We start from the raw sequence: 25921 nt of genomic DNA, 5'->3' as shown, positions 1-25921 counted from the left end.
ATTGGCGTCCTCGTGCAGCGGGGTCGCCATGACTTTTCAGGAAATCATCCAAGAGTTACAACAGTTCTGGAGTGAACAGGGTTGTGTGGTGTTGCAACCCATGGACATGCCCGTGGGTGCAGGCACTTTTCACCCAGCAACCTTTTTACGGGCAATCGGTCCGGAACCCTGGCGTGCTGCCTACGTACAACCCTCACGCCGTCCCACCGATGGCCGCTATGGCGACAACCCCAACCGGCTACAGCACTATTACCAGTTTCAGGCGGTACTCAAACCCAATCCCAGTAACCTGCAGGAGCTCTATCTGGAATCCCTGCGCCGCCTCGGCATCGACATTGCGTTGCAGGATATTCGTTTCGTAGAGGACGACTGGGAATCACCCACCCTGGGCGCCTGGGGTCTGGGCTGGGAAGTCTGGCTGAACGGCATGGAAGTGACGCAGTTCACCTATTTTCAGCAGGTTGGGGGCCTGGACTGTCGCCCGGTAATGGGCGAAATCACCTATGGCCTGGAGCGCTTGGCCATGTATCTGCAAGGCGTTGAAAGTGTCTATGATCTGATCTGGACACCGGGCGTAAGCTACGGCGACGTGTATCACCAGAACGAAGTGGAGCAGTCCCGCTACAATTTCGAGCTGGCTCCCGTAGACGATCTAAGGCAACGCTTTGACCGCGCCGAAGCCGATTGTCAGAGTCTCATCGCCGCCAAGCTGCCCCTGCCCGCCTATGAACGGGTGCTCGACTGCTCCCACACCTTCAACCTGCTCGATGCCCGCCATGCCATCGCCGTCAACGAGCGGGCACGCTTCATCGGCCGGGTACGGAATATGGCGCGTGCGGTAGCGGAAATCTATGCCGAGGCTCGCGCCGAGCTTGGCCACCCCTTGTTGCAGGGAGGTGACGCATGAAGCCCCATCCCCTGTTACTGGAAATCGGTTGCGAGGAACTACCGGCAGCGGAACAACAGCAGCTGCAGCAAAGCGCCGTAGAGATCATGGCCCGCCTGCTGGACGAAAGCGGCATCGAGTATGGCGAGATCCTCCCCTACGTTTCTCCGCGTCGAATTGCGCTACTCATTCACGAGCTCGCCAGTGCCACACGGGCCGAGGAAGAACTCCGCCGCGGACCGGCGCTCGAACGGGCTTTTGTCAACGGCAAGGCAACACCGGCGGCTGAGGGGTTCGCCCGCTCTTGCGGTGTCGCCGTCAGCGATCTTCAACGCTTGGAAACCGAAAAAGGCGTTGTGCTGGCGTGGCGTATCCAGCATCCGTCCCGTCCCGTAACGGCGCTCTTGCCGGATCTGGCCACGCGCTGGGTGGAGTCCTTACCTTTGCGCAAGCGAATGCGTTGGGGCAAGCGCGAAGAAAGTTTCTCCCGTCCCATTCGTTGGTTGCTGCTCCGCTTCGCTGACCAGTGCTTATCCTGGCAGGCCTTTGGCCTGCAAAGTGAGGCTCATAGTTTCGGTCATCGCGTCCATCATTCTGGCCCCGTGCCAGTCGTCCAGCCCCAGACCTATGCGCAAGCCTTGCTGCAAGCACAGGTCCGCGCCCATTGGCAGGAGCGCCGCGCCTATATCGCCAGGGAACTACAACGCCTGGCGCACGAGCTGGATTGTACACCCGTGCTTGGCGATGCCCTCCTTGATGAAGTCACCGGGCTCTGCGAATGGCCCGTTGCCCTGGCGGGCGGCTTTGCCGAAGAATATCTACGCATCCCGGAGGAAGTGCTGATCACGGTGATGATTCAGCACCAGCGCTATGTCCCTCTGCGCGATCGGCAAGGGAAGCTGGCAGCACGGTATCTCTTTATTGCCAACCTCGAAAGCCGCGATGCGCAGGTCGTCATTCATGGCAACAATCGAGTACTGCGCGCGCGCCTGGCTGATGCGGCCTTTTTCTGGGACCAGGACCGCAAAAGCAGCCTGGTCGCCTGGATTTCCGATCTGGACCAGGTCTCCTTCCAGGACGGTCTGGGCAGCATAGGCGACAAGGTACGGCGCCTGCAAAATCTAGCCCCCAGGGTGGCGGCGATGCTTAGCGCCGATCCCGAGGATTGCCGGCGTGCCGCGCAACTCTGCAAAAGTGATCTGCTCAGCGGCATGGTCGGAGAGTTTCCGGAACTACAGGGCATCATGGGCGCCTACTATGCCGGCCATGACGGCGAATCGGCGGCGGTGGCCCAGGCCATCGGCGAACAGTATCGGCCGGTAGGGCGCGATGACGCCATCCCGGCTTCGCCTGCCGGGCAGGCGTTGGCTCTGGCGGATCGTATCGACACCCTCTATGGATTTTTTGCGCTGGGAAAAATCCCGACCGGCGACCGCGATCCCTTTGCCCTGCGTCGTGCCGCCCTGGGCATTCTGCGCATTGCACTGGAAGGAGAACACTCTTTCTCCCTGGCTGCGCTCACGCAGATGGGTCGCGGTGCCTATGCCGCGACACTACTTCTTGGCGCGGAACCCAGTGCGAAGCTCGGCGAGTTCTTCCAGGACCGGCTGCGCGTGATCTTTCGCGAAGAGGGCTTCGCCGCCGACCAAATTGCGGCGATTCTGGCGGTGGCCGGTGATGATCCCCTCGACGCCCAACATCGCCTGGAGAGTCTCAGCACCTTCCTCGCCAGCGATCCGCGCGCCGATGATTTGGCCGCGCTGATCAAGCGTGTCAGTAATCTCTTGCGTAAGGAAGGAAGCCAGGAAACTCCGGACCTGCGTCCCGACTTGTTGCTGGAGGCCGCGGAAAAGGCGTTGTGGAACGCCTGGACGGCCATTGCGAAAACCGTTGAAGATGACCTCAAGGACAGGAACTATCATCACGCACTGGTGACCCTTGCCAGCCTGCGCGATCCGGTGGACCGCTTCTTTGCGGAAGTGATGGTACTCTGCGAGGATCGTGCGCTCCGGGGACAACGTCTGGCGCTATTACAGGCGCTGCAAGGCGCGTTTTTGCAGATCGCCGATTTTTCCCAGCTGCAGGGCCGCGGATGACGCATCTGCTCATCCTCGATCGCGACGGCGTCATCAACGAAGACAGCGATGCCTACATCAAGTCGGCTGCCGAATGGCGGCCGATTCCGGGTAGTCTGGAGGCTATTGCTCGCTTCAATCGCGCCGGCTATACCGTCGTGGTAGCCAGCAACCAATCGGGTATTGGCCGGCGCCTGTTCAGCCTGCGCGCCTTGGGCTCCATCCATGCCCGCATGCGGCGGGAATTGGCGGAGACGGGGGGACGGATCGATGCCATTTTTTTCTGTCCCCATCACCCGGAAGCCGGTTGCACCTGCCGCAAACCCCAGGCCGGGATGTTTCGCGAGATTGGCGAACGCTTTCAGGTCGATCTGCAAGGAGTGCCGGCCGTCGGCGACAGCCACCGCGATCTGCTGGCGGCCCGGAGCGCCGGTGCCAGCCCCATCCTGGTACTGACGGGGAAAGGCAAGAAAGCGGCAGATACTGCGCGCGCCGAGGGCGTTCCCGTCTTCGCCAATCTGGCCGCCGTCGCCGACGCCCTGCTTGGCCACTGAGTCATGCTCCGTGCCCTGCGCAGCATGCTGTTTTATGCGTCATTCACGTTGTGGACCCTGATCTGGGCGTTGCTGCTTTTGCCCTTCCCTCTCTTACCCCAATCCTGGCGCTACTGGGGCTGCGGTACTTGGGCGCGCGTCGCGAGCTACCTCTTTTCTTGGAGTATTGGTGTGCGTTATCGCGTACAGGGGCTAGAGAATATACCGGCCGGTCCCTGCGTTATTCTCAGCAATCATCAGTCCTCCCTCGAAACCCTGCTGCTATGGCGTTACTTCCCGCGTCTGTCCTTTGTCCTCAAGGCCGAGCTGTTGCGTTTTCCCATCATCGGCTGGTATCTACCCCTAGGCCAACCCATCGCCATCAATCGTCAAGCGGGACGTCAGGCCCTCAAACAGGTTCTGGAGGAAGGAGAAAAACGCCTGCGGGCAGGCATTCCCGTTCTCATTTTTCCGGAGGGCACGCGGCAAGGCTGCGGTGAATTGGGCGCCTTTCACCAGACCGGCGTTGCCCTCGCGCAGCGCGCTGGCGTACCCATTACCCCCCTCGCTCTCAACAGTGGCTGCTTCTGGTCACGCCACGACTGGCGCATGCGATCGGGCGAACTACACCTGCATTTTGGCCCGGCTGATAACGGCGAAGGGCGCAGCAACCAGGTGACCGACCGACTACGCGAGTGGATTGCCGCGGAAATCAGGCAGATGCCTGCACACGACGACTAAGAGCGAAGTCCACGATCTTTCCCGCAATATCAATGCCACTCACGCGCTCGACGCCCTCCAGGCTGGGGACGGGATTGACCTCCAGGATGACAGGAGCGCCTCGCTCATCGAGCATCAGATCCACCCCGGCAAAATCCAGGTCCAAGGCTGCCGTTGCGGCAAGCGCCAACTTTCCCAAGCGCGCCAGCACTTCCGCGTCCTCCACGCGCTCTGCCGTCCCGGCCCGATGTAAATTGCTGCGGAACTCTCCCGGCCCCGCCCGTCGCCGCATGGCCGCCAGCGCCTCGCTGCCAAGGACGATCACCCGATAGTCCTCTCCTGCGGGCAAAAAGCGTTGCAAGAGGGCTTCGTGTTGCAACTGCAGCAGGGTATCCACCAGCGCCCGTGCGCCCGCGCGGCTCTCTGCCAGGTTGACGCCGACCCCCTGGGAGCCGCTGAGCAGTTTGCTGACCAGTGGTGCTCCCAATTGCGCGAGCGCCGTTTCCGTCGCCGATGCATCGGCAAGATACCAAGTCTCCGGCACAGGCAAGGACGCGCCGGCGAGGATTTGCAGGGACAGAAATTTGTCGCGCGCGTGCAGGATGGCATCACCGCCATTGAGGCAATAGCTACCCTGCGCCGCCAGCTGCCGTAGCAGGCGCACGCCGAGTTGGGTCAGGGGACTGCCAAAGCGTGGCAGTACCCGTTCGGGAGGCGGCAGGATCTGGCCTTCGTAATATAGATAGAATTTTCCTTGCTGGACATGCAGGGCGCAGCGCTCGGGCTGCAGGACGCGCCCATCTACCCCCCTTGCGCGTAGCGCCTCCTGCAAACGGCAGGTGGAATAGAGCTCCGGATAGCGCGACAGGATCGCGACAGAGGTCAAGAGTCGCTCTGATAGGTTAGCAGCGGCAATTCTCCGTGCGCAATGGAGCGCTCGATAAAACCTGCACGACCCGGGTGCCGTTGTTCCAGGGCAGGCCGGCACGTCGCCTCTACCCCGACAATCGCCGCCAGTAGCACCTCCAGTTCTTCCCCATCGACGCGCAGGCTCCCGTAAGGATTTTGTGAATTTTCCGGACGCCAGAAGAGATTGCTCCGCCAACCCTTGGCGCGTACGGCGGGGTTCTCGAACAATGTGCGACAGCGCTGTCCAATATCGGTTTTTGCCTCCATCTTCACTCCCATTTGACTACCTGCAACAAAATCCTTGACTTGGCTTTGGAAATATAGAAGAGCATAATAGTCAACTATAAAGAGATCCAAAACGGACACGGCAACGGATCATAGTCTGGGCCCACAGGGCCGACAAGGAGTTTACAATGAGTGAAAACACGACGCAGCAAGGGGTAGCCGGTCACGGCGCCTTTTTCCAGGATACCAATCTCAACGCCAACGAAGCCGAAGCGGCGACGGCATGGGTGCGTAACCATGTCGACCGGCGCTCGGTGGATCTGGGCGAGCGCATGGACGACATCCGCGAGCACATGTGGGAGCTCGAGAAGGAAGGCGAGATCATCGTCCATCGCATCAGCGATGATCACAAGCCCATTGAGGTCGACACCCTCTTCGGCTGGAAGAAGCGGGTACCCACCAACCAGCTCTGGCATCACAAGAGCTGCGGGCAGTGCGGTAACATCCCCGGCTATCCCACCAGCCTCATGTGGTTCATGAACAAGTTCGGCATCGACTACCTCGACGAGACCGACCAGACCTCCTGCACCGCCTGGAATTATCATGGCTCCGGCATTGGCAACGTCGAATCCCTGGCAGCGGTATTCCTGCGCAACTTCCACCAAGCCTACGTCTCCGGCAAGCAGCACGGCTTCGAGAACGGCCACTTCTATCCCCTGGTGCACTGCGGCACCTCCTTCGGTAACTACAAGGAAATCCGCAAGTACCTGATCGAATCCGCCGAGCTGCGCGAGAAGGTCAAGAAGATCCTCGGCAAACTGGGCCGTCTAGTCGATGGCAAGATCGTCATCCCCGAAGAAGTGGTGCACTATAGTGAGTGGCTGCACGTGATGCGCAACCGCATTGCCAGCGACCTGCAGACCATCGACATGAGCAACATCCGGGTGACCGTGCATGCCGCCTGCCACTACTACAAGATGGTGGCCGAGGATGCGGTCTATGACAACACCGTTCTCGGCGGCAACCGCACCGCGGTCGGCACCTCCATGGCCCAGGCCCTGGGCGCGCAGGTCATCGACTACTCCACCTGGTATGACTGCTGTGGCTTTGGCTTCCGCCACATCATTTCCGAGCGCGAGTTTACCCGCAGCTTCACCATGAACCGCAAGATCAAGGTCGCGCGGGAAGAGGCGAAGGCGGACGTGATGATCGGCATCGACACCGGCTGCATCACCACCATGGATAAGAACCAGTGGATTGGCAAGGCACATGATATGAACTACTCGGTGCCGATCATTGCCGACGTGCAGTTGGCCGCGCTGGCCTGTGGCGCCGATCCGTTCAAGATCGTGCAGCTGCAGTGGCATGCCTCTCCCTGTGAGGATCTGGTGGAGAAGATGGGCATCAGCTGGGACAAGGCCAAGGCCGATTTCCAGGAATATCTGAAGCAGGTCGAGCAAGGGAATGTGGAATACCTCTACAACCCCGAACTCGCTACCAATCAGAACATCAACATGAAACAGGCCTGATCGGTACCCGCCTGATGAAAGCAGCCCCGCCAATGGCGGGGCTTTTTTCGTTGCGCGCGCCGGTCTTCTATCCCTCCATGCAAAGCTTCAATGGCTGGAATCATACAAAAAGACTCCCGCATCGGCGCAGTTTCGCGTATCCTCTAAGGCCGATCATTCAACCGATCCGTATATCTGCTTACGACAGGAGGAGTATCGTGGACAACCAGGCTCTCAACGCCCGCTGTGTAGAACTGTTTCAAAACGCCAACGTAAAGCTGCGCATGTGGAACGCGCGCATGTTCTGGCAAGTGGGTGACCTTTTCAACGTCCCAACGGATAAGCTTACGCAACCCAAGGTAGACCTCTGCGAGCTGGAAGTGATGCTCTCCACCGCCGCTCTGACGGATTCCCAGTGTGCTGCCGAGCTCGACAAAAAGGAGCCCGGCCGCGCTGCTTTCATTCAGCGTCAGGTGCGTGAGGGAATGCGCCCCCTCTTGCGCCCAGCAAGCCACTGATGCAGTGACGAGGGAGCGGGGCGCAGCCCCGCTCAGGTCAGTAACTGCTCCACCGCACGCACGCAGATCACGTCGTTCTCGGTAACACCACCGACAGCGTGGGTGCTGAAGCGCACCAGACAGGTATTGTAGGAAACCTGCAAGTCTGGGTGATGATCTTCGCGGTGGGCAATCCAGGCCAAGGCGTTGACGAAGGCCATGGTCTCGTAAAAATTGCGGAAGTGAAATCTCCGTTCCAATCCTTGGTCTTGCAGGCTCCATTGGGACAATTCCGCCAGGGCGGCGCGTATCTCCGCCTCAGCCAACAACGCCACGCCACCCTCACAGGCCCGGCAGCTACCCGGTCGCAAATCACTCGGCATTGCACATCCTCCAGAGCAAAAACTGTTATCATGCAGTGTAATTGAAGCCCTGGAGCATTGTCATGGCAAAAAAAGCCCCGGCCCCATTACGCACCCCCGACGGCAGCGAGCATGTCTTGTTGCATTCCTGCTGCGCGCCCTGCGCGGGCCCTATCATGGCCGACATGCAGAGCGCCGGCATTGCGCTGACCATTCTGTTCTATAATCCGAACATTCATCCTCTGGCGGAATATGAACTGCGCAAAGAAGAAAACATCCGCTACGCCGAAAAGCTGGGCCTTCCCTTCATCGATCTGGACTACGACAAGGACAACTGGTTCGAGCGGGTCAAAGGTCTGGAATGGGAGCCCGAGCGTGGCGCGCGCTGCACGGCCTGTTTCGATATGCGCTTCGAGCGTTCGGCCTTATATGCCGTAGAGCACGGTTTTACCTTATTTACCAGTACATTAGGGATCTCGCGCTGGAAAGACATGGCGCAGATCAATGGTTGCGGTCAGCGCGCCGCCGCCCGCTATCCGCAGTTACAGTATTGGGACTATAACTGGCGCAAAGGTGGCGGTAGCCAACGCATGATCGAGATTGCTAAAGAGGAACAGTTTTACCAGCAGGAGTATTGCGGCTGCGTTTACTCCCTACGCGATAACAATCTGCACCGTATCGCCCAGGGACGAGAAAAGATTGTACGCGGGGTGAAGTTTTACGGGCGCGACGAGGTCGACAAAGGCATCCAGAGCCGGTAACGGTCCCCCGGACCCAAGAGTTCCACTAACGGATATCGTGGCGTGATGCCGTTGCGTTTGCACCAGGAATGCAGGGCCGCGTAGCCTTTCCAGCTGGCAATAGCACTATTGGCTTGCAGGTCAACCGCCGCCACGCGTTGGCTCGTCCACTGCCCTTCCTGCCATCCCTTCGGCAGTGTGCTTGGCGAGGCCGTCAGCAGCACGCCCAGGCGCGCCTCTACCCGGTTATCTTTGCCCTGCATCCCGCTTTCTTTCTCGATCAGAGTGAGAGAAGAGCCCTGCCGCCAGTCGGCGGGCAGCTCCTTGATCCATTTTTCGCGTTGCCGATCGAGGCCAGCATAGCTGCCATCATACTGCCGGTAGACATAGTGCAATGCCGGACTGGTAATTTCCTGCACAGAAGCGCTGGTAAAGACGCCCAACCACCAGAGGGTGAACAGCACAAAAGCCAAAAAAACCAAAAACGGGCCGCCCCAGCCCCGACGCCAATCTCGTTTGGGACGAATTCGCTCGCTCGTTTCCATCACGACAACCCTTGCCACAGCCGTGGCCAGTCAAAATGCGGACCAGGATCCCATTTTCGTCCCGGCGCAATATCGGCGTGGCCGGTAATGGCGCGTCGATCCAGTCGTGGGAAATAGCGCCAAAGATCGGGAATCAAAGCCTGCAAGGCCAAATACTGGGCGTCGGCAAAAGGCTGCGTCTCGCTCCCCTCGATCTCGATCCCCACACTGAAATCATTGCAACGCTCTCTGCCTTGCCAGGCCGAAACACCGGCATGCCAAGCCCGGCGATCGACGGGGACATGCTGCCAGATCTGCCCGTCGCGCTCCAAAAAAAAATGCGCGGAAACCCGAAGTTCGCGTAGCTGCTCATAATAAGGATGGGCGGAAAAATCCAGTTTGCCCTGAAAAAACCGGGGCACCTCACCGCTGCCAAAGGCCCCGGGCGGCAGGCTGATAGCATGTAACACCAACAGATCCACGCTGACGCCTGCGGGGCGTTCGTCCTGGAAGGGCGATGGCGCTCGCCTTGCGCGCCGCAGCCAGGGGCCATGCCACGGAGAACTCACGGTGCTTCCTCTGGCGCCAGATCGGCATGCGCCGCGAGCCAAGGATCGAAAGCCGCCAGACGCGCCTCGACCTGCATCGGGCGCTGATAGCGACCATCGCGAAAGACAAAGAGCGCAGGCAGATGATAGACCTCAAATTCCTGTGCCAGCCCCATCTCGATGCCGGCATCCGCCTCCCAGACTTTGAGGTCGTCGCGCCGACTCTCCCATTCCGCCAAGAGGCGACGCCAGATCTTGCAACTATGGCAGCCCGCAGAACTGAAAAAGAGGATGATCCAGCCGCGCTCCTGCGCCACACGCTGCCAGAATCCCAATTCTGAGACGCGCTCCACGTTCAGAACACCGACAAGAAAGGGACTGGGTATGGACGATGCATAGGCACAGTATAACAGCTGCGCCTCCCCGGGTCAGACGCCCATGATAACGAAGGAAAACGTCCGCACTCAGCCGCGGCGCAGGGCACGTTCCAGCTCTCGACGATTGGGCAGATGGGCATCGAGCAAGTCGTAGAAGCGGGCATTGTGGCCACGCTCGCGCAAATGGGCGCACTCGTGGGCAACGACATAGTCGATGCAGTCCAGCGGTTGCTCCACCAGGGCCAGACGAAACCAGAGCCGCCGAGCGACGGTATTGCAGGTACCCCAACGGGTACGCATCTGGCGAATCCGCCACTCGGCAACCTCGACCCCCAAGCGCGATTCCCAGCGGGCAATCAGATCGGGCAACAAGCGCTGCAGCTCCCGGCGTTGCCAGCGTTCCAGGAGTCGGTCTTCCTCCGTCGGCGTCGCATGTTCTGGCAGATACAGACATAGCGTCTGATCCTCCTCCAGTACTACCCGTGCCCTGCCCGCATGGATCCGACGCTCTACACGATACGTCAACCCCAAGTGCTGCAGCATATGCCGATGCGTCTGCCGAGACGCAAGAACCTCTTCGCGACGCCGATGGATCCACGACAACCTCTCTTCCACCGCGCGACGCAGGAAGAATTCTGGGAGATACCAAGGGCAAGCAATCCAGACATCACCACGCTCATCAACCAGAATGCGCAGCGTTTTACGCCGCTGGCGTTGGTAAAAACAGGAAAGCCCAGCCACCTGAATGGACTGGGCCTTCTGTTGCCGCTGTTCAGGCATGACGACCTTAGAGTTGCGGGTGAAAGCCGCTGGGGACCTGAATCCGATTCAGGGCCGAGACATAGGCCTTGGCACTGGCGACGACGATGTCGGTATCCGCACCCAAGCCATTGACCACCCGGCCATCGGCGGCCTGCAGGCGAACCGTTACCTCTCCCTGGGCGTCCGTTCCCGTAGTGATCGCATTCACCGAATAAAGCAGGAGCTTGGCACCACTGCCGACGATCTCCTCGATCGCTTGGAAGGTGGCGTCCACCGGCCCACCGCGGGTAACCGCGGCGGTCTTGGCGACCCCGTCCACCCAGAGCTCGACCTTTGCCTCCGGATGCGTCCCCATTTCCGAGCAGACCCGCAAATAGCCCAGGCGGTAGCGGTCCTCGCTCCCCTGTTGGGCATCTTCGTTGACCAGGGCTTGCAAGTCTTCGTCAAAGATCTCCGCCTTGCGGTCGGCAAGATCCTTGAAGCGCGCAAAGACCTGATTCAAGGCATCGCCATCGAGGGAGATACCCAGGCTTTCCAGTCGCGCCCGCACCGCCGCCCTCCCCGACAACTTACCCAGAGTCATACGGTTGGCCGCCCAGCCGACATCTTCGGCACGCATGATTTCGTAAGTCTCGCGGTGCTTAAGGACGCCATCCTGGTGAATGCCCGACTCGTGCGCAAAGGCATTGGCCCCCACGATGGCCTTGTTGGGCTGCACCGGAAAACCGGTAATGGTCGACACCAGCTTGCTGGTCGCGACGATTTGCTGCGTATCGATGCGAGTCTCGCAGGGAAAGACATCAGAGCGGGTGCGCACCGCCATGACGATCTCTTCCAATGCAGCGTTCCCCGCCCGCTCGCCCAAGCCGTTGATGGTGCACTCCACCTGGCGCGCGCCCTGGGTGACTGCGGCCAGGGAATTGGCAACGGCCAAGCCAAGGTCGTTGTGACAGTGCACGGAAAACACTGCCTGATCGCTGTTGGGAATCCGCGCCCGCAAGGTCCCGATCAACTGCCCGAAGCGCTCGGGCAAGTTATAGCCGACGGTATCGGGGATGTTGATGGTCCGCGCGCCGGCCGCGATCGCCGCCTCGATAACCCGACAGAGAAAATCCTCTTCGGAGCGCCCCGCATCTTCCGGGGAGAATTCCACATCGTCACAGAGGCTGCGCGCCAATTTGACTGCCGCGACCGCACGTTCCAGCACCTCATCGGGACGCATACGCAACTTGGCCTGCATGTGAATGGGACTGGTGGCAATGAAGGTGTGAATGCGCCCTGCAGCAGCGGGTTGCAGAGCCTCTCCAGCGCGGCGAATGTCTTCCTCCCGCGCTCGCGCCAGGCCGCAGATGCGACTTTCGCGGACCGTTTCGGCAATGGCGCGCACCGCCGCGAAGTCGCCGGGACTGGCGGCGGGAAAGCCCGCCTCGATGACATCTACCCGCAGCCGCTCCAACGCCTTGGCAATGCGGATTTTTTCGTCGCGGGTCATGGCCGCGCCTGGAGACTGCTCGCCATCACGCAAGGTGGTGTCGAAAATGATCAAATGCTCTTTCTGCTGCATAGTAAGCCCTTCCTGTTGCAGGAATCTTTCAGTAGTTTCGAATTGGGAACGCGAGACCGAAATGGTCGGAAGGAATGATTTTTAGCCCCAGCGGGGCAGCAGCAGACGCAGACCTGCTGGAGAGGCCGCGCAAAAGAGAAATGGAATCTGCTGACTGTTCATGCGCAAAAGGATAGACAAAAAGCACCAGAGGTGCAACTCTCTACAAAGGATAAAAACCTTAGGAGCCCCGATGCGTCTTCTCCTCGCGATCCTCGTCCCCTGGCTGCAGTTCTTTACCATCGGTCGGCCTTTTGCCGGGATCATCTGCCTGATCTTGCAGCTCACCGTGATTGGCTGGGTGCCAGCAGCTATCTGGTCGGTCTACGCCCTCAGTCAGTACGAAACCGACAGAAAGATCCGCCGCATGACTAGTGGCTGAGGGCTGGCGCGCCCCTGAGAGCTGCCTTTCAGCTTTGATGAAGCCAGCGGTACACCGTGCGCTCACTAACGCCCAAATGTTCCGCAACCTGGCGACGATTACCCTGAAAGGTACTGAGGAGTTCCGGCAAATTGGTTGGCCGCCCTCGCCGTCCGGAGAACGATATCGGACGCGTGGGGGCTGCTATGTTCTCCTCTGGGTGATGCGACGATTGCAGAAAGTGGACATGCTCTGGCAAGATCAATGGCCCATCCGCCAGTGCTACCGCCTTTTGCAAAATATTCCGTAACTCCCGCACGTTACCGGGGAAATTATAGGCGCAAAGCCGACGCTCGGCCTCCGTTGACAACTGCCACTGCCCTCCCCACTCCCGCCCAATGCGTTCGAGAAGCACGCAAGCAATCCCTGGAATATCCTCTCGGCGCTCACGCAGAGGGGGGAGATCGATGTTGATCGCCGCAAGACGATAGTAAAGATCTTCACGGAACGTCCGCTCGGCGACCATCTCCCGCAGGTTGCGGTTGCTCGCCGCGATGATGCGCACATTGGCATGCAACAAATCCGCGCCCCCCAAGCGACGAAAAGCCCCGGTTTCGAGCACACGCAGGAGCTTGGCCTGCACCGGTAATGGCAATTCACCGACTTCATCCAAAAATAGTGTGCCACCATCGGCACTTTCGAACAGGCCAATCTTCCGCCCTATACACCCAGTATAAGCGCCCCGCTCGTGACCAAGAAATTCACTTTCGAAGAGGTGCTCGGGCAACGTAGTACAGTCGACCGTGATCAGCGGCTTGTCCGCACGTGCAGAAAATTGATGCAAGGCACTCGCTGCCAGCTCTTTGCCCACACCACTTTCGCCCCAGAGGAGAATGCTGGCGTCGGTTCGCGCGGCCATCTCGATGTGGTGCAAACACCGCAAAAAGGCTGGCGAGCGACCGACCATGCGCATGTCAGTACAAGTAATCTCACTCTGTTCCCGCGGCAAATGGATGATTTCTTCGGCCAAAAACCGCTGTCCTCGCAGATCGCGCAGAACGTGTCCACGAATGCGCACATGCTCCGCATTACCGACCGGATCATAGTGGACATGACGAACCTCGTGGGGTTCTCCATTGCGGAAAACCGTTTGATGCGGGCAGTCTTCACCATTTTCATGGCAGGGGACGTCGGAATGGTGGGAGACCTGATGGCAACGGCGTCCCACCAAGTCCTCCTCACTCACGCCATAACATTCCCGATAGGCCCGATTGGCGGCCACAATACGATATTCCGCATCGATGACCACCATCGGATGCTGCTGCAAATCCATGGCAGACTGCACATCCAGTGCTTCTAAACTGTGAACTGGCGCGGGCTTATCCAATGGACTTCTCCACATTAATGAGACAACAAGATTCAGAAATTCTTCTTATCTATAAATAACCAATGATTATATTACGATTCCTTTGGGTAAAATGCCAAGCAGTAGCCTTCCGGACTGACTTTTCCGGCAACGACTTGACAGCTGCCGATTGCCTTGGGCGTGGCACCAGGAATGAAGTGCTGACACAGCGAACAATGATCCTGTTTGTAGGGGTGATCTTGGTATTGTACCGAGGCCTTGCTCTCCTTACTCCCTTCGCCAGCAAAGGCGAATTGCGTACCCAGTATGGGAAGCGCAGCTGTAGCGGCAGCCATGGCGGCCATTTCCTTCATCCACTGACGACGACTTTTTCGTTCCTGCATGGTTACATCTCCCGTCATTTAGGTCTCGTAACTAGCTACGAAGGTGTGAGACTTTTGGATGCAAAAAACCCGGATCGCCTAATTTAACGATCCGGGCTACCAAAAAGGTAAGGAGGAGAAGATAAATCAGCGTATTGTTATATTTTTACTTTACATCATTACCCTAGTGGACCTGTGGCGGTCACAATTTGCGGTTCCATTGGAGCCAACAGCGATAACAGGTAGTTCTGCGCACCGATGGGAATTCGGTGGGCATCCATCGCGTTGATCATGTCCTGCGACAAGTAGTTGAATGCCGCAGTGGTGATCTGCATGCCGCGGTGGGCATCCGTCATGTTCGGGCCGGTGTATTTGCAAGGACCGCCAACGGCCATGCAAACCTGATTCACCAGAGCAAACTTGAGAGCAGGGATGTTGGCATGAGCAAAGTAGTAGTTGATATGTGGATCATTGGCCACGTTCCCCACAAAGGTATTGATCAAGGCCGTGATACCAGCCTTGCCACCAAATTGCTGATAGTAATCACTGGCATTGGCAGTGCCCCAGGCACCAAAGGTCAGAGCACCAACGCTCACCCCGATAATTGCGCTCTTGCGCAGCGAAGCCGATAACTTGCTGTTCATAAAAACCTCCTACAATTGGTTCAGAAGCTGGTGGTCAAAGAGAGGTATAGACCGCTCTGGCTTTTCTCGGTGGCGATGGTGCCAAGATTCACGTACGCCGCCGTCAGAGACAACTGCTTATACGGGAACCAGGCGACATAGACATCCTTCCATGCGCTGGTTTTGGAGACTGCGTTGCCCAGCGTGCTGAAGTTTCCGGCGCCACTAGAGGGAGCAATCAACTGATTCTGCGGCATAGCCCGATACTCTCCGCCGAGCACCACATGACGGTTCAGGAATACACCAACAGCTGCGGCCGGCAGAACCTTGTAGCCCATGCCGTTCACCCCACCAAAACCCAGTAGACCTTGCTGATTTGCATTTGTCACCTGAATGTTTACATCCGCGAGAGTCGTCAGACCGAATATGCCATGCAGCCAAACCTTGGTCGCAGACAAGTAATAGCTCATGGCATTTCGCGTCACGTGCAGAGTTTCCGCGAGATTTTTCGGCATTTCGCTGTGGTGATAGTCGACACCAACAGACACTTGCGGCTCCCACCAGTTTTGATCGTAGATGATGTTGCCAAACAGTCGCACTTTCAGACCAACAATGTCTTGGTTGAGCTGATAGTTGGTACCAAAGAAAGTCGGGCCGCTCAAACCGAGAGCGGTGGATGTATGCGTACCATACGCGGGCGGGTTACCTCCTGTTGCAACATCGAGAATGCGATGATCAAGGGTGGCGCCAGTATTTCCCAAACTAAAACTCTGCCGTGCGAAAGACAATTCGATGCGATTGAACAGCCCAACGGAAGCACCATAGGCGTCCATATTGTAGTTATTGAGCAGCACATGAGAATAAAAGGCGGTAGCCCCGATTTGCTGGTTGGTTCCATAACCAGAAATGACAGCCCATGGGTTGATACCACCACCGGCAGCGCCATCCACCGCGGTAACGGCGCCAGTGCCCAAGAGACGACCCATTCCAAAGAGATTGGCTTGACCGATAGCTGCCGAGGCCAGCAGCGGGCTTGCGACCAGCACCATGCCGGCTATACAGGCAACTATCCGTTTACGATACGGTGACGAGTTTTTCATTTGTACTTCTCCTGTTTCAGTCGTGTTACAGCACACACTCGTTAGCATAATGAATGCCAAACATTATCTATCCATTTACCTTTGTCTAAGATTTTGTTATTCAATGAGTAAATTTATTTATGCCTCCAGATAGGAGTCCGAAAGAGCAGACATGTCATGACATTCACTGACAATTATTGTCATGAACGGCTGGATGACTTATGACATGACATAAACATGACATTGTCATGACAGTACGCGGTGAGACTCTCGAAAAACAAGCTGAAATAGACGTCATGAAGTAATGTTATTCATACCAATCAAATAGTTAAAATAAAATCAGAATTGCTATATATTCTAACTTTTATGTGGCATAAGAACTGCTGTAAATGTCTCGGTAACTGAAATACAGGAGTTTTTATGGCGGGAATGTTCATTATTTGTCTCAACGGTGACCGAGAGCATTTACAATTTGCGGCCATGGCGGCATCGGTGGCTGCAGTTACCGGGATTGATGTCCATGTGTTCTTATCCATGAATGCCTTTCCCCACTTTATCAAGGGACACAGTAAAGAGGCGCCTGCTTCTGGCGTGTTGGGCAAGAAAATGGAGGAACACAAGGTTCCCGAATTTTTTACGATTTTCGAACAGGCCGTAGAGCTGGGCGATGCCAAGATCTGGGCCTGCTCCATGGCCATGGATGTCATGGGGGTTACAGAAGAAGACCTGGAACCGATTGTCGCGGGCGCCATGGGGCTGACCAAGTTTTTCAGTGACGCTGAAGGGGCACAAATTCTGACCTTCTGAAGCGTAATCACAATAGGATCGGGCTTGCCGGTCCAGCGGAGACGAGAGAGTAAGGAGAAAACCAATGGCAGAACGTACAGTGGATGCACGCGGCAGCTTTTGTCCGGGGCCGCTCATGGAGCTCATCAGCAATATGAAGAGCATGCAGGTGGGGGACACCCTCGAGCTGCTCTCCACCGATGCTGGCTCCGCCAAGGACGTGCCCGAATGGGTACACAAAGTCGGTCATGAAATGGTCGATACCAATCAGGATAGTGAAGGAACCTTCCACATCAAGGTCCGTAAAGCCAAGTAACGCACTAACGCAAAAGGAGTGACATCATGAGAATTCTGGTCGTAGGCGGTGGTATGGGGGGAACCATTTTTGCCAATCATCTGGCGCGGCGAATCCATCACGAGATGAAAACGGGCAAGGCGCGCATCACCATGCTCTCGGCAAGTCATGAGCATGTGTACCAGCCGGGCTGGCTCTATGTGGCGATGGGGCGTGCCACTCCCGACGAGTTAGTGCGGGAGCAGGAGAGCCTTCTGGAGCCCGGGATCGAGTTTCATGTCGATCCCGTCGAAGAATTTCATCTCGCGCACAATCATGTGAAATGCAAGAGTGGCAAGGTACATGAGTATGACCTGATCGTGATTTCTACCGGATCGCGGGCCATGCCGGAAAACATTCCTGGCCTCAAGGAAAATTCCGTGAATTGCTACACCGCGGATAACGCTGTGGAGTATTACAAGCAGCTTTCGGAATTCAAGGGTGGACGCATCGTTATCACCGTGGGTCTGCCGCACAAGTGCCCGATGATTCCGCTGGAAGTCACTTTCGCCATGCACGACTTCATCAAGGATCGGGGTCTGCTCGACAAGACCGAATTCTACTACACCTACCCCATCGGCCGGGTGCACAGTCTGGAAAATGTGGCCAAGTGGGCGGCACCGGAGTTTGACGCCAAGGGCATCAAGTACGAGACCTTGTTCAACATGAAAGAGGTGGACGGCAAGAATGCCAAGGTCCTCAGCGAAGAGGGCAGCGAAGTGGCCTATGACCTGCTGGTGGCGGTACCGCCACACAAGGGTCAGGAAGTCATCGAAAAGAATGGCTTGGGGGAGAACGGCTGGATTCCCACCAACCGGCATTCCCTGCACATGGAAGGCGAGCATGGCAAGAATGTGATCGTCCTTGGCGACACCACCAATTTGCCCATCTCCAAGGCGGGATCGACGGCCCACTTCGAGGCAGAAACCGCGGCAGAAAATGTGGCGGCAGTGGTCAAGATGGGACGTCCGGTAAAGAGCTACGACGGCAAGGTCTTCTGCTTTATCGAGGCCGGCAAGGACCGCGCCACCTATGCCATGTTCAACTACCAGAACCCGCCACAGCCCAAGGCCCCGACCGGCTCGGTGCATGCCTTCAAGATGGCATACAACAAGCTCTACTGGGCGACCGCGCGCGGCCTGCTCTGAGGAGGTGACCTATGGTAGCCGTACTCGACAGTAGCCAAGAGGACGAATTGCAGCAGGCGCAGTCGGCTTTGCTGCACTTGGTCCACAACGGTGATTTGGAGCGCATCGTGCATCTGGCCCGCCTTATGGGGGCCGCCGCCGACTCCATGTCCGACGAGATGGTGGGACGGATGGCGGAAATCGCCACCGGCGGTCTGGACCTGGTGGACCGGGTGGAGCGCGCCGATCTGACGCGGGCCCTACCCGCCATCTCTGCCCTGGTGCACAACGGTGATCTCGACCGCATCGTTCATCTGGCGCGATTGGTAGGTGCCGCCAGCGACTCGATGAGTGACGAGATGGTGGGTCGCCTGGCGGAAATTGCCACTGGCGGCCTGGATCTCCTCGACCGCGTGGAGCGGGCGGACTTGACGAAAGCTCTGCCCGCCATCTCTGCCCTGGTGCATAACGGTGATCTCGACCGCATCGTGCAGATCGCGCGGACGCTAGGCGCCATGGGCGATTCCATGAGCGACGAGATGGTCACCCGCCTCGCCACTCTGGCCGCCGATGCCATGTGCCTGCTGGATCGGGCCGTGCGTACCGGGGTAATGGATCGGGTGTTGCGGGTAGTCGAACAGATGGATGCGCAGCACATCCTCACCGACTTTCTCAGTTGCCTGGCAGGCGCCACCGAGGAAGCGGCCAAAGAACCTGCCCCCAAGGGCGGCCTGTTCGGACTCCTGGATATTATGAAAAAGCCCGAGACCCAAGAAACCATCCAGTTCCTCATGCTGGTCGGCAAGCATTTCCGCTCCTGCCGTCTCAAACACTAACGTTTCACTCGCCCCGCTTGAGGCTCCAGTACGGGGCCTTTTTTATTTCGAGGATGCTCGACTTCACTAAAAGACGATGGAAATATCCCGGAAACAATCACGTGTTTAGTCTTGCAATCATCAGACCTCAACCCACTCAACACAACGGTGTAGGAGATCGCGTGTTTATCCGACGTTATATTTTGGCCCTACTGTGGGCGGGATCTGCAGGACTATCGAACGCCTGTCTCGCCGATGACCCAATGCGAGGCAATTCACCTGGGTCATACACGGACCCTTCTCCCATTACCTCTAAACTCTTCCCCGTTGCCGATGGTTGGCTTTTGTCTGGTTACGGCCACATCCGGAATCTTCACTATTGGGGAGCAGCCTATACCTGGGGAATAGGATCTCATTCTATCTTACCAACCTCACCAGGTTCTTCGGCACCCTTTATCTCACTCTCCGTCTGCCCAACCATGCGTGAATGCAAAGGTCATGCAGACACAGTCAATTCCGAGATGCGCGACGAGGCACGTCGTTGCCACCACCGATCTACGGTCACACAGTTGGCAGGCAATGGACCTGCGAGCCTAGGTATTACCTACGAAGTGGATAATGTCAGCTGTACAGATGATTGGGATAATCCCCACACCGCCTGTGTGCCGAGCGCCGCATACCCAGAAGCCACGAGGAACCCGGCCAATGAGTTTTACGAGTTTGTCTATGAGAAGAATGGTATACCTGCGGGATTTCCCCGCAACAAGTTCAGTGAGCTCCGCGCTTGGCTTCTACAGCATGGCTGGACCAGTGCGAGCAGCATGGACCCAAAGGCACGATACCGAGCGAACGTCACCAGTAACGATGGTTTTGTAAGTAATGGGATGCTTGACAGTGCAAGTTGGATATTTGCCCACATACCATCGCCTCCTAACGGTAACATGTGCTTTCTTGGTGTGTCTCTTCTGCGTACAGAGTTTACTACACCGTTTTCGCAAGCCACATTCACGAGCTGCTGTGGACCCTTGGGCAAGAGTGAAAACGACAAGAGCGCCTGCGGTTACGCAGTGAAGAAAAACTGAGATATTTTTAGGCTTTTCTTTTCTGGTAGTTCTTGCGCCGAAAGAGATCGGTTTTGCGGGACACCAGGCGGTCTAAAAACAAGAGGCCATCGAGGTGGTCCATCTCGTGCTGCACCGCGCGGGCCTCGAAGCCCTCGCACTCGTAGACCCGGTCCCGTCCATCGGGATCCTGCGCCTGCACCTGGATCCGCTCGGCCCGAATGACATTGCCGGTAAAATCCGGCACCGACATACAGCCTTCGCGGCCCACCGCCATTCCTTCCCAGGCTAGCAGCTCCGGGTTGATAAGGACCATCAGGCCATGGCAGTCCTCACCCAGTTTGGGACGCACGTCGACAATGACGATGCGCTGCAGACGATCCACCTGCGGCGCGGCAATCCCCACCCCCCCAGGGCCCGCATACATGGTCTCGGTAAGGTCCGCAACGAAAGTACGCAACTCGTCGTCAAATTCGGCCACCGGCTCCGATGGACGCGCCAAGCGCGGGTCAGGATAGGTGAGGATGGGCAGAACAGCCATCAGAGCAGCGCCGTATCGATAGCGTGAACACTGATTTCGACCCCCTGCTCCGCTTTCAGCGGTTCCAGGGTCAGGCGCACCTGCTCCAGACCTTGCGGAGCCGACCCCTGGATGATCATGACGTAAATCGGTCGCTCCGGATTGCCCGATTTCTCGCTTTCCAGATCGATAATGTTAAAGCCGATCTTCGCCAGCGCCTCGGTCACCCCCGCAACAATGCCCGGGTGATCGGCGCCATATACTGTTACCCGGACGTTGGCGACATCCTCTTGCGCGGGGACGCTGGAGATCGGATCGAGGTGCACGCGCAGATTCAGACGCTTCACCGCCGGGTCGAGAGCGGCCTCCACCGCACCGAAATCGCGGCTGTAGTCGATCACCTGCATGATGGTGAAATAACCACCCAGGCGCATCATGGAGGCGTCACCAATGGCACAGTCGGCGGCGTAGAGGGCCTGGGTGACGGCAGCAACGATTCCCGGTCGATCTTCTCCGATGACCGTCAGTAGGGCTTGACTCATGACTCTCCTCCCAGGCCGTGTAAACGGGCCAATGATAGATACCGAAAACAATATTCGAAAAGTTCCAGATGATGCCGGGCGGCGTCAAAATCCCTGCCCCAGGCGGTCATGCCGTGCTCGTGAATCAGGGCCCCGGGCACACGCGGCAGACGCTGGAGAAATGCGGCATCCATGTCGGCGGCAATCTGCGCTACCTCGACATGATTGGCAAAGACCGGAAGATCGACCGCGGGTTCCGCCTCGGGAATTCCGAGCCCCTTGAGCATTTCCAGTGGCGGCAGGCGCAACTGCCCCGCCTTGGCGAAATGCCCACAGAGATTGGCCTCCACCGAGTGCACATGAAAGATTACCTGCGCCTCGGGAAAATGCCGATAGATGACCTGATGGATGCTGGTTTCCGCCGAAGGACGCCGCCCCGCCGTCGCTTCCTGCACCCGTCCTGCCAGATCGACGGCAACGAAGTCTTCCTCGCTGAGGGCATCCTTGGGCCGGCCACTGGCGGTGATCCAGAAGCTGTCGGCAGTGCGCCGGGCGGACAGATTGCCTGCCGTCCCCAGCATCCAGCCGCGTTGATAGAAATCGCGCGCCGCCGCCGCCAGTTTCGCGCGTGGATCCGTCATCGATGCTTCTCCAGGGCAGTCAGGACATCGTGAAAATCATCAAAGGGTGTGAAGGCGCGATTCTCGGCACGCAGGTAGTCCTGCAAGCCGTTCCGGGCAAAGACCCGCGGGCACTCTCTGGCCAAGCGCAGGTCGGTCACGGAATCGCCGATGCAGACGGCCGCCGCCGGCTGATATTGGGCATAGATGGCCCGCTTGACCACCAGCTCCTCGTCATCTTCCCAAGGCGAAAAGACCCGCAGGGTGGGACCGCTGAGGTCCACCTCCAACCCATGGATGGCCCGGATCTGCCCGCGCAAGGGTGCCAGCACAAGTTCGGCCATGCGCGTGAAGCCTCCCGTCACCACCAGCAGCTCCCAGCCCAGGCCCAGCAGGGCGGCGAGAAACTCCTCGAAACCCGCGCGAAGATGACTGTTGTCGAGAACGAAACTCTCCATCTCCGGCCATTTTTGACTGGGGATGGTAGAGAGGATCTCGATGAGCCCTTGGCGCAGGGATTTGCGCAGGGCGAGAATCTCGGGGAGGACGCGCGCCGAGATTTCCGGTGCATAGGAGCGCATCAGGTCGCGAAAGATTTCCTCCACCAGGATGGTGCCGTCAAAATCGCAGAAGATCAGGCGCTCAGCCATGTCCATTTCCCCACTTGTCGATAGCAGCGTGTAAGGGTCCCTCGGGGAGCTCTTCCAGAGAGAAGCTCTCTTGCGCCCGATAGCGTTCCCAGGCCTCGAAGAAGGCCAGGACACCGGCAGCCGGCCCTTGCGGATGGTCCATGATGCCGGTGCCGGCATTGAGAATCACCTCGCTGCCATAGTCGGCGAGGATTTGCGGCAGGATGCCTGGCTGCACCCCGGCCGAAGGCACCGCGGCCACGCCGCGCGCACGCAGGGCATCGCGAATGGCGGATTCCTCGGCGGCTGGGAAGGACAGACTGCCATAGTGCGCGGGGTAGAGGACCGCATCGGCACCGGCATGGGTCATCAGGGTGCCCAGGGTCAGGGCGTAGGACAGGCCATGCTCCGGCGCCGCAGAAAAGGCCCCGGCGAGGGCCGGGTGGGCGAAGATCGGCACAGCGATTTCGGGGTCGCTAGCCAGGGCCTCGAGGACCGGATAGCCATAGGCCAAGACATTGAGCAACAGGGCATTGGCGCCCTCGGCGACGAGCTGGCGGGCGAGGGTTTGCAGTTCCTGGGCATTGCCGGACAGGTTCACCGCGTAGAGCAGATCGCGCCCCAGACGGTCACGCCGTGCTTCGAGGATGGGCGCGCAGGCGCGCCAGCGTTCGCGGGTGGGTGCGCCAGCCAGATTGGGCAGGATTTCATCGTCCTTGATGATATCGAGGCCTGCCAGGGCCACCTCGGCGAGGATGCCGGCATGGTCCTCGGCGCTCAGCCCCAGGGCGGGCTTGAAAATGGCCATGAAGAGCGGGCGATCGCTCACCCCCAGACGCGCGCGAATACCCGCCATGCCGTAGCGCCCGCGTACTCCGTAGTCTTCCGGCAGGCGCAGGCCGACGACCTTGGCCGTCCCGCCCAGGGAATACTTGCCAAAGATCATGGTCAGCAGACTGCCGATCCCGCCATCGACGTTGGCGAGGGGAAAGGCAATCGTCGCCTGCTGGCTCCCATCCTCGTTTTCCTGAATCTGCAACACCTCACCCAAATGCGCGCGCAGGACATCGTCCCGATACCGGAAACGCGCATCCCAGGAGCCCGCTGTCTGCCCTACGGCAAGGATCTGCGCCTGCTTTTCCGCATCGCTCCCGACCGGAAAGCGGTAATCGACCTCAATACGCTGGGGATTCATGGACGGGGAAATTCCTGCATGCTCCGCTCCTGATAGACCGGCACCCAGCCGCCGCGCGCACTGAAGTAACGCACCGCCTTGATACGCTGCAGTCCGTTGAGGCGGAACCAGTGTTCCACGCCCGCGGGGATGTCGATGTAGTCACCGGCGCTGATCGTCACTTCCAGCTGTCTGCCGTCGGGCAGAACGAAGCCGAAGACCCCTTCGCCATCGACGATGTAACGGACCTCTTCGTCCTCGTGGATATGGATGCGGCAAAACTTGGCATCGAGCTCCGCGAGCAGGGGGTGCTCGGGGTAGAGAATCACCAGATCACGGTCCTGGTATCCGCGCTCACGTTGCAGTTCCTGGAAGACGCCATCGAGGGCGGACAACAGCCGCTCCTGCTCGCTGGCATCGAGCTGCGCTGGCGCGAGCCACGGTGCCGCGGCGCTAGCCACGGGATACGCACGCAGACGCACGCCCAGAGGCGCGAGCTGCGCCGCAAGCTGTGCGCCGTCCGTGGACAACTCCGCTGCATTTCCCCATTGCCAGGATTTCATGCTTCCTCCCGCCAGATCAACGACGCCGTGCGCCCAGATTGTCCATCCCGACGATAGGAGAAGAAGAGCTGCTCCTCGCTATGCGTGCAGTGCTCTCCCCCCCAGATCGCCGTCACCCCAAGTGCTGCCAGGCGCTGCCGTGCCAACAGATAGAGATCGGCAAGGTAGCCATCTCCCTGGGGCCGAAAGGCCAGCGCTGCCTGCGGCGAATGCGCCAGAAAAGCGGCACGAACCTCGGCGCCGACCACATAGCGCTGTGCCCCGATTGCCGGGCCCAAGTATAGCAAAATTTCGTCGGGTGCCACCCGCATGGCGCGGATTCCCGCCTCCAGGATTCCTGTCGCGAGACCCCGCCAACCGGCATGGAAGGCGGCGATCACCTGGCCATCGCGGGAGACAGCCAATACCGGCAGGCAGTCGGCGGTGAGGATGGAGAGCACGGCCCCCGGACTGCTTGCGATGGCGCCATCCGCCTGCGGCGCCCGCCCAAAGCCAGCCTCAACCTCCCACTGCGCAATCTCCGTCCCATGCACCTGCTGCAACCACAGCGGTTCGCGGGGCAGGTCCAGGCATTGGCGCAGCAGCTGGCGGTTGGCAGCGACGGCAGCGCTGTCGTCTCCGACATGGTCGGCAAGATTGAAGGAATTCCAGGGCACTCGACTGGAGCCGCCCTGACGGGTGCTGATGGCAGCGCGGACCCCCCCCGGCAACGGCCAATCGAGGGAAAGGAAGGTGGGCTCAGGAGGCAAGGCGGCGCAGCATCGTCAGCAATTCCTCCATATCGCTGGGCAGGGGACTCTCCCAGGCACAGAGTTCACCATCGCGCGGGTGTTCCAGCTCCAGACGCCAGGCATGCAAGGCTTGCCGGCGGAAGGCACGCCAAGTATCCAAAGCTGCGGCATCGAGTCCTGGCGGGACGATACTGCGTCCGCCATACACCGGATCGCCGACCAGGGGATGGCCGATGTGGCGCATGTGCAGACGAATCTGGTGCGTGCGGCCAGTGGCCAGACGCAGACGCAAGAGGGTGTGGCGTGGAAAGCGTTCGAGCAGACGGTAGTCGGTGCGGGCAAAGCGACCGTCGCTGCGCACGGCCATGCGCAGCCGGTCGTGACTGTGGCGGCCAATCGGTGCCTCCACCCGCCCACCGCCGGTCATGGCGCCCTGCACCAGCGCGATATATTCCCGATGCATACTGCGCTCGGCCAGTTGTTCCGTGAGATCCTGACGGGCGTGTTCGGTCTTGGCCACCAACAGCAAACCGCTGGTGTCTTTGTCGAGGCGGTGCACGATACCGGCGCGCGGGAGTTTGCTGTTGTCCGGGCAATGGGCAAGCACGGCGTTGGCGAGGGTCCCGCCCGGGTGCCCGGCGCCCGGATGGGTGAGCATGCCCGCGACCTTGTCGAGTACGAGGATCTCCTCGTCTTCATGGACGACTTGCAACGGCAGATTTTCTGCCGCCCAGTGCTCAGGTTCCCGCGGCGGCAGGCGCAGTTGCACCGCCTCGCCACCATGTACCCGGTGACTGGGACGCAGATTCTCGCCGTTGACGACAATCTCCCCTGCCCCCAGTAATTCCTGGATACGACTGCGGCTGAGATCCGGCAACAGTTCCGCGAGTAGACTATCAAGGCGCTCCCCCGCCCGCTCCTCTGGCAAAACCAGTGCAATTTCCGTAGTATCGCTGCTCATGGCCCGTCACTATAGATCA

32 protein-coding genes are annotated in these 25921 nt (G+C 59.0%); 12 read left to right on the top strand and 20 right to left on the bottom strand.

What is annotated here, in order from left to right; genetic code table 11:
* Positions 1-28 precede the first annotated feature (28 nt).
* From glyQ to MQE22_RS02550, 4 genes are read left to right on the top strand one after another with little or no spacing between them, the layout of a single operon-like run.
* On the top strand, positions 29-907 hold the full coding sequence (gene glyQ / locus MQE22_RS02565; RefSeq protein ID WP_215872276.1) for a glycine--tRNA ligase subunit alpha: 879 nt from the start codon (positions 29-31) through the stop codon (positions 905-907).
* Positions 904-2982: a glycine--tRNA ligase subunit beta gene (glyS, locus tag MQE22_RS02560; protein WP_215872277.1), complete on the top strand. Its 2079-nt coding sequence runs from the start codon at positions 904-906 to the stop codon at positions 2980-2982. The genes glyQ and glyS overlap by 4 nt, the downstream gene beginning before the upstream one ends.
* Positions 2979-3515, top strand: coding sequence for a D-glycero-beta-D-manno-heptose 1,7-bisphosphate 7-phosphatase (gmhB, locus tag MQE22_RS02555; RefSeq protein ID WP_215872278.1), 537 nt, complete (start codon positions 2979-2981; stop codon positions 3513-3515). Before glyS ends, gmhB begins: the two co-directional genes overlap by 4 nt.
* A gap of 3 nt (positions 3516-3518) precedes the next feature.
* Positions 3519-4235, top strand: a complete 717-nt coding sequence (locus tag MQE22_RS02550) for a lysophospholipid acyltransferase family protein (RefSeq protein ID WP_215872279.1) — start codon at positions 3519-3521, stop codon at positions 4233-4235.
* On the opposite strand, the gene MQE22_RS02545 is transcribed toward MQE22_RS02550, so the two are convergent.
* On the bottom strand, positions 4207-5100 hold the full coding sequence (locus tag MQE22_RS02545) for an ATP-grasp domain-containing protein (protein ID WP_215872280.1): 894 nt from the start codon (positions 5098-5100) through the stop codon (positions 4207-4209). The genes MQE22_RS02550 and MQE22_RS02545 overlap by 29 nt on opposite strands.
* Positions 5097-5390, bottom strand: coding sequence for a hypothetical protein (locus MQE22_RS02540; protein ID WP_226826852.1), 294 nt, complete (start codon positions 5388-5390; stop codon positions 5097-5099). The genes MQE22_RS02545 and MQE22_RS02540 overlap by 4 nt, the downstream gene beginning before the upstream one ends.
* Before the next feature lie 146 nt (positions 5391-5536).
* Between MQE22_RS02540 and MQE22_RS02535 the strand changes: the two genes are divergently transcribed.
* Both MQE22_RS02535 and MQE22_RS02530 read left to right on the top strand, forming a co-directional pair.
* Positions 5537-6877 carry a heterodisulfide reductase-related iron-sulfur binding cluster gene (locus MQE22_RS02535; protein WP_255790063.1) on the top strand — a complete coding sequence of 447 codons (1341 nt, stop codon included), beginning with the start codon at positions 5537-5539 and terminating at the stop codon, positions 6875-6877.
* Between the two features lie 197 nt (positions 6878-7074).
* Complete coding sequence (locus MQE22_RS02530; RefSeq protein WP_215870693.1) at positions 7075-7374, top strand: hypothetical protein; 300 nt, start codon at positions 7075-7077, stop codon at positions 7372-7374.
* Between the two features lie 32 nt (positions 7375-7406).
* Here MQE22_RS02530 and MQE22_RS02525 read toward each other — a convergent pair whose 3' ends face one another.
* Positions 7407-7736 carry a 4a-hydroxytetrahydrobiopterin dehydratase gene (locus tag MQE22_RS02525; RefSeq protein ID WP_215870692.1) on the bottom strand — a complete coding sequence of 110 codons (330 nt, stop codon included), beginning with the start codon at positions 7734-7736 and terminating at the stop codon, positions 7407-7409.
* Between the two features lie 62 nt (positions 7737-7798).
* Here MQE22_RS02525 and MQE22_RS02520 point away from each other — a divergent pair, with 62 nt between their 5' ends.
* On the top strand, positions 7799-8476 hold the full coding sequence (locus tag MQE22_RS02520; RefSeq protein WP_215870691.1) for an epoxyqueuosine reductase QueH: 678 nt from the start codon (positions 7799-7801) through the stop codon (positions 8474-8476).
* Here MQE22_RS02520 and MQE22_RS02515 read toward each other — a convergent pair.
* From MQE22_RS02515 to MQE22_RS02495, 5 genes are all read right to left on the bottom strand, one after another.
* Positions 8434-9000, bottom strand: a complete 567-nt coding sequence (locus MQE22_RS02515) for a hypothetical protein (protein ID WP_215870690.1) — start codon at positions 8998-9000, stop codon at positions 8434-8436. The two genes, MQE22_RS02520 and MQE22_RS02515, sit on opposite strands and share 43 nt — an antisense overlap.
* Positions 9000-9548: a 1,6-anhydro-N-acetylmuramyl-L-alanine amidase AmpD gene (gene ampD, locus MQE22_RS02510; protein WP_215870689.1), complete on the bottom strand. Its 549-nt coding sequence runs from the start codon at positions 9546-9548 to the stop codon at positions 9000-9002. Before ampD ends, MQE22_RS02515 begins: the two co-directional genes overlap by 1 nt.
* Complete coding sequence (locus tag MQE22_RS02505; RefSeq protein ID WP_215870688.1) at positions 9545-9880, bottom strand: thioredoxin family protein; 336 nt, start codon at positions 9878-9880, stop codon at positions 9545-9547. Before MQE22_RS02505 ends, ampD begins: the two co-directional genes overlap by 4 nt.
* 111 nt (positions 9881-9991) lie before the next feature.
* Positions 9992-10684 carry a M48 family metallopeptidase gene (locus MQE22_RS02500; RefSeq protein WP_215870687.1) on the bottom strand — a complete coding sequence of 231 codons (693 nt, stop codon included), beginning with the start codon at positions 10682-10684 and terminating at the stop codon, positions 9992-9994.
* 7 nt (positions 10685-10691) lie between these two features.
* Positions 10692-12230: a 2-isopropylmalate synthase gene (locus MQE22_RS02495; protein ID WP_215870686.1), complete on the bottom strand. Its 1539-nt coding sequence runs from the start codon at positions 12228-12230 to the stop codon at positions 10692-10694.
* Between the two features lie 232 nt (positions 12231-12462).
* Here MQE22_RS02495 and MQE22_RS02490 point away from each other — a divergent pair, with 232 nt between their 5' ends.
* On the top strand, positions 12463-12651 hold the full coding sequence (locus MQE22_RS02490; protein ID WP_215872963.1) for a YqaE/Pmp3 family membrane protein: 189 nt from the start codon (positions 12463-12465) through the stop codon (positions 12649-12651).
* A gap of 28 nt (positions 12652-12679) precedes the next feature.
* On the opposite strand, the gene MQE22_RS02485 is transcribed toward MQE22_RS02490, so the two are convergent.
* From MQE22_RS02485 to MQE22_RS02470, 4 genes are all read right to left on the bottom strand, one after another.
* Positions 12680-13963 carry a sigma-54 interaction domain-containing protein gene (locus MQE22_RS02485; RefSeq protein ID WP_226859023.1) on the bottom strand — a complete coding sequence of 428 codons (1284 nt, stop codon included), beginning with the start codon at positions 13961-13963 and terminating at the stop codon, positions 12680-12682.
* Positions 13964-14088: 125 nt separating this feature from the next.
* Complete coding sequence (locus MQE22_RS02480; RefSeq protein ID WP_226827528.1) at positions 14089-14397, bottom strand: high-potential iron-sulfur protein; 309 nt, start codon at positions 14395-14397, stop codon at positions 14089-14091.
* A gap of 140 nt (positions 14398-14537) precedes the next feature.
* The gene (locus MQE22_RS02475) at positions 14538-15002 is read right to left on the bottom strand and encodes a group I truncated hemoglobin (protein ID WP_215872960.1); all 465 of its coding nucleotides are present in this window, start codon (positions 15000-15002) and stop codon (positions 14538-14540) included.
* Positions 15003-15022: 20 nt separating this feature from the next.
* The gene (locus tag MQE22_RS02470) at positions 15023-16081 is read right to left on the bottom strand and encodes a DUF3034 family protein (RefSeq protein ID WP_215872959.1); all 1059 of its coding nucleotides are present in this window, start codon (positions 16079-16081) and stop codon (positions 15023-15025) included.
* Positions 16082-16480: 399 nt separating this feature from the next.
* On the opposite strand from MQE22_RS02470, the gene MQE22_RS02465 reads away from it, so the two are divergent.
* The 4 genes from MQE22_RS02465 to MQE22_RS02450 all read left to right on the top strand — a co-directional run bounded on the left by MQE22_RS02465 (position 16481) and on the right by MQE22_RS02450 (position 19143).
* Positions 16481-16867, top strand: coding sequence for a DsrE/DsrF/DrsH-like family protein (locus tag MQE22_RS02465; protein WP_215871489.1), 387 nt, complete (start codon positions 16481-16483; stop codon positions 16865-16867).
* 64 nt (positions 16868-16931) lie between these two features.
* Positions 16932-17162 carry a sulfurtransferase TusA family protein gene (locus MQE22_RS02460; protein WP_215871490.1) on the top strand — a complete coding sequence of 77 codons (231 nt, stop codon included), beginning with the start codon at positions 16932-16934 and terminating at the stop codon, positions 17160-17162.
* A gap of 26 nt (positions 17163-17188) precedes the next feature.
* On the top strand, positions 17189-18328 hold the full coding sequence (locus tag MQE22_RS02455) for an NAD(P)/FAD-dependent oxidoreductase (protein ID WP_215871491.1): 1140 nt from the start codon (positions 17189-17191) through the stop codon (positions 18326-18328).
* 11 nt (positions 18329-18339) lie between these two features.
* Positions 18340-19143: a helical membrane plugin domain-containing protein gene (locus tag MQE22_RS02450; RefSeq protein ID WP_215871492.1), complete on the top strand. Its 804-nt coding sequence runs from the start codon at positions 18340-18342 to the stop codon at positions 19141-19143.
* Positions 19144-20211: 1068 nt separating this feature from the next.
* Here the strand turns inward: MQE22_RS02450 and def are convergent.
* Genes def through rluD form a run of 8 tightly spaced genes read right to left on the bottom strand, consistent with a single transcriptional unit; the run spans position 20212 to position 25902 of the window.
* Positions 20212-20724: a peptide deformylase gene (gene def, locus MQE22_RS02445; RefSeq protein WP_215871493.1), complete on the bottom strand. Its 513-nt coding sequence runs from the start codon at positions 20722-20724 to the stop codon at positions 20212-20214.
* Positions 20724-21245: a glycine cleavage system transcriptional repressor gene (locus MQE22_RS02440; protein ID WP_215871494.1), complete on the bottom strand. Its 522-nt coding sequence runs from the start codon at positions 21243-21245 to the stop codon at positions 20724-20726. Before MQE22_RS02440 ends, def begins: the two co-directional genes overlap by 1 nt.
* Positions 21242-21865, bottom strand: a complete 624-nt coding sequence (mtnB, locus tag MQE22_RS02435) for a methylthioribulose 1-phosphate dehydratase (protein WP_215871495.1) — start codon at positions 21863-21865, stop codon at positions 21242-21244. The genes MQE22_RS02440 and mtnB overlap by 4 nt, the downstream gene beginning before the upstream one ends.
* A complete protein-coding gene (locus tag MQE22_RS02430; protein WP_215871496.1) occupies positions 21862-22494 on the bottom strand; it encodes a haloacid dehalogenase-like hydrolase in 633 nt (210 codons plus the stop codon). The genes mtnB and MQE22_RS02430 overlap by 4 nt, the downstream gene beginning before the upstream one ends.
* Positions 22487-23668, bottom strand: coding sequence for a RuBisCO large subunit C-terminal-like domain-containing protein (locus tag MQE22_RS02425; protein WP_215871497.1), 1182 nt, complete (start codon positions 23666-23668; stop codon positions 22487-22489). Before MQE22_RS02425 ends, MQE22_RS02430 begins: the two co-directional genes overlap by 8 nt.
* Complete coding sequence (locus MQE22_RS02420; RefSeq protein ID WP_215871498.1) at positions 23665-24210, bottom strand: cupin domain-containing protein; 546 nt, start codon at positions 24208-24210, stop codon at positions 23665-23667. The genes MQE22_RS02425 and MQE22_RS02420 overlap by 4 nt, the downstream gene beginning before the upstream one ends.
* Positions 24207-24959 carry a peptidoglycan editing factor PgeF gene (gene pgeF, locus MQE22_RS02415; protein WP_215871499.1) on the bottom strand — a complete coding sequence of 251 codons (753 nt, stop codon included), beginning with the start codon at positions 24957-24959 and terminating at the stop codon, positions 24207-24209. Before pgeF ends, MQE22_RS02420 begins: the two co-directional genes overlap by 4 nt.
* On the bottom strand, positions 24949-25902 hold the full coding sequence (gene rluD, locus MQE22_RS02410) for a 23S rRNA pseudouridine(1911/1915/1917) synthase RluD (protein WP_215871500.1): 954 nt from the start codon (positions 25900-25902) through the stop codon (positions 24949-24951). Before rluD ends, pgeF begins: the two co-directional genes overlap by 11 nt.
* Between the last annotated feature and the right edge of the window lie 19 nt (positions 25903-25921).

It is taken from the genome of Acidithiobacillus sp. YTS05 (assembly GCF_024396695.1).
GTDB lineage: Bacteria > Pseudomonadota > Gammaproteobacteria > Acidithiobacillales > Acidithiobacillaceae > Igneacidithiobacillus > Igneacidithiobacillus copahuensis.
The sequence above is the reverse complement of the archived record's forward strand: the minus strand, read 5'-3'. Positions and strand labels throughout refer to the sequence as shown.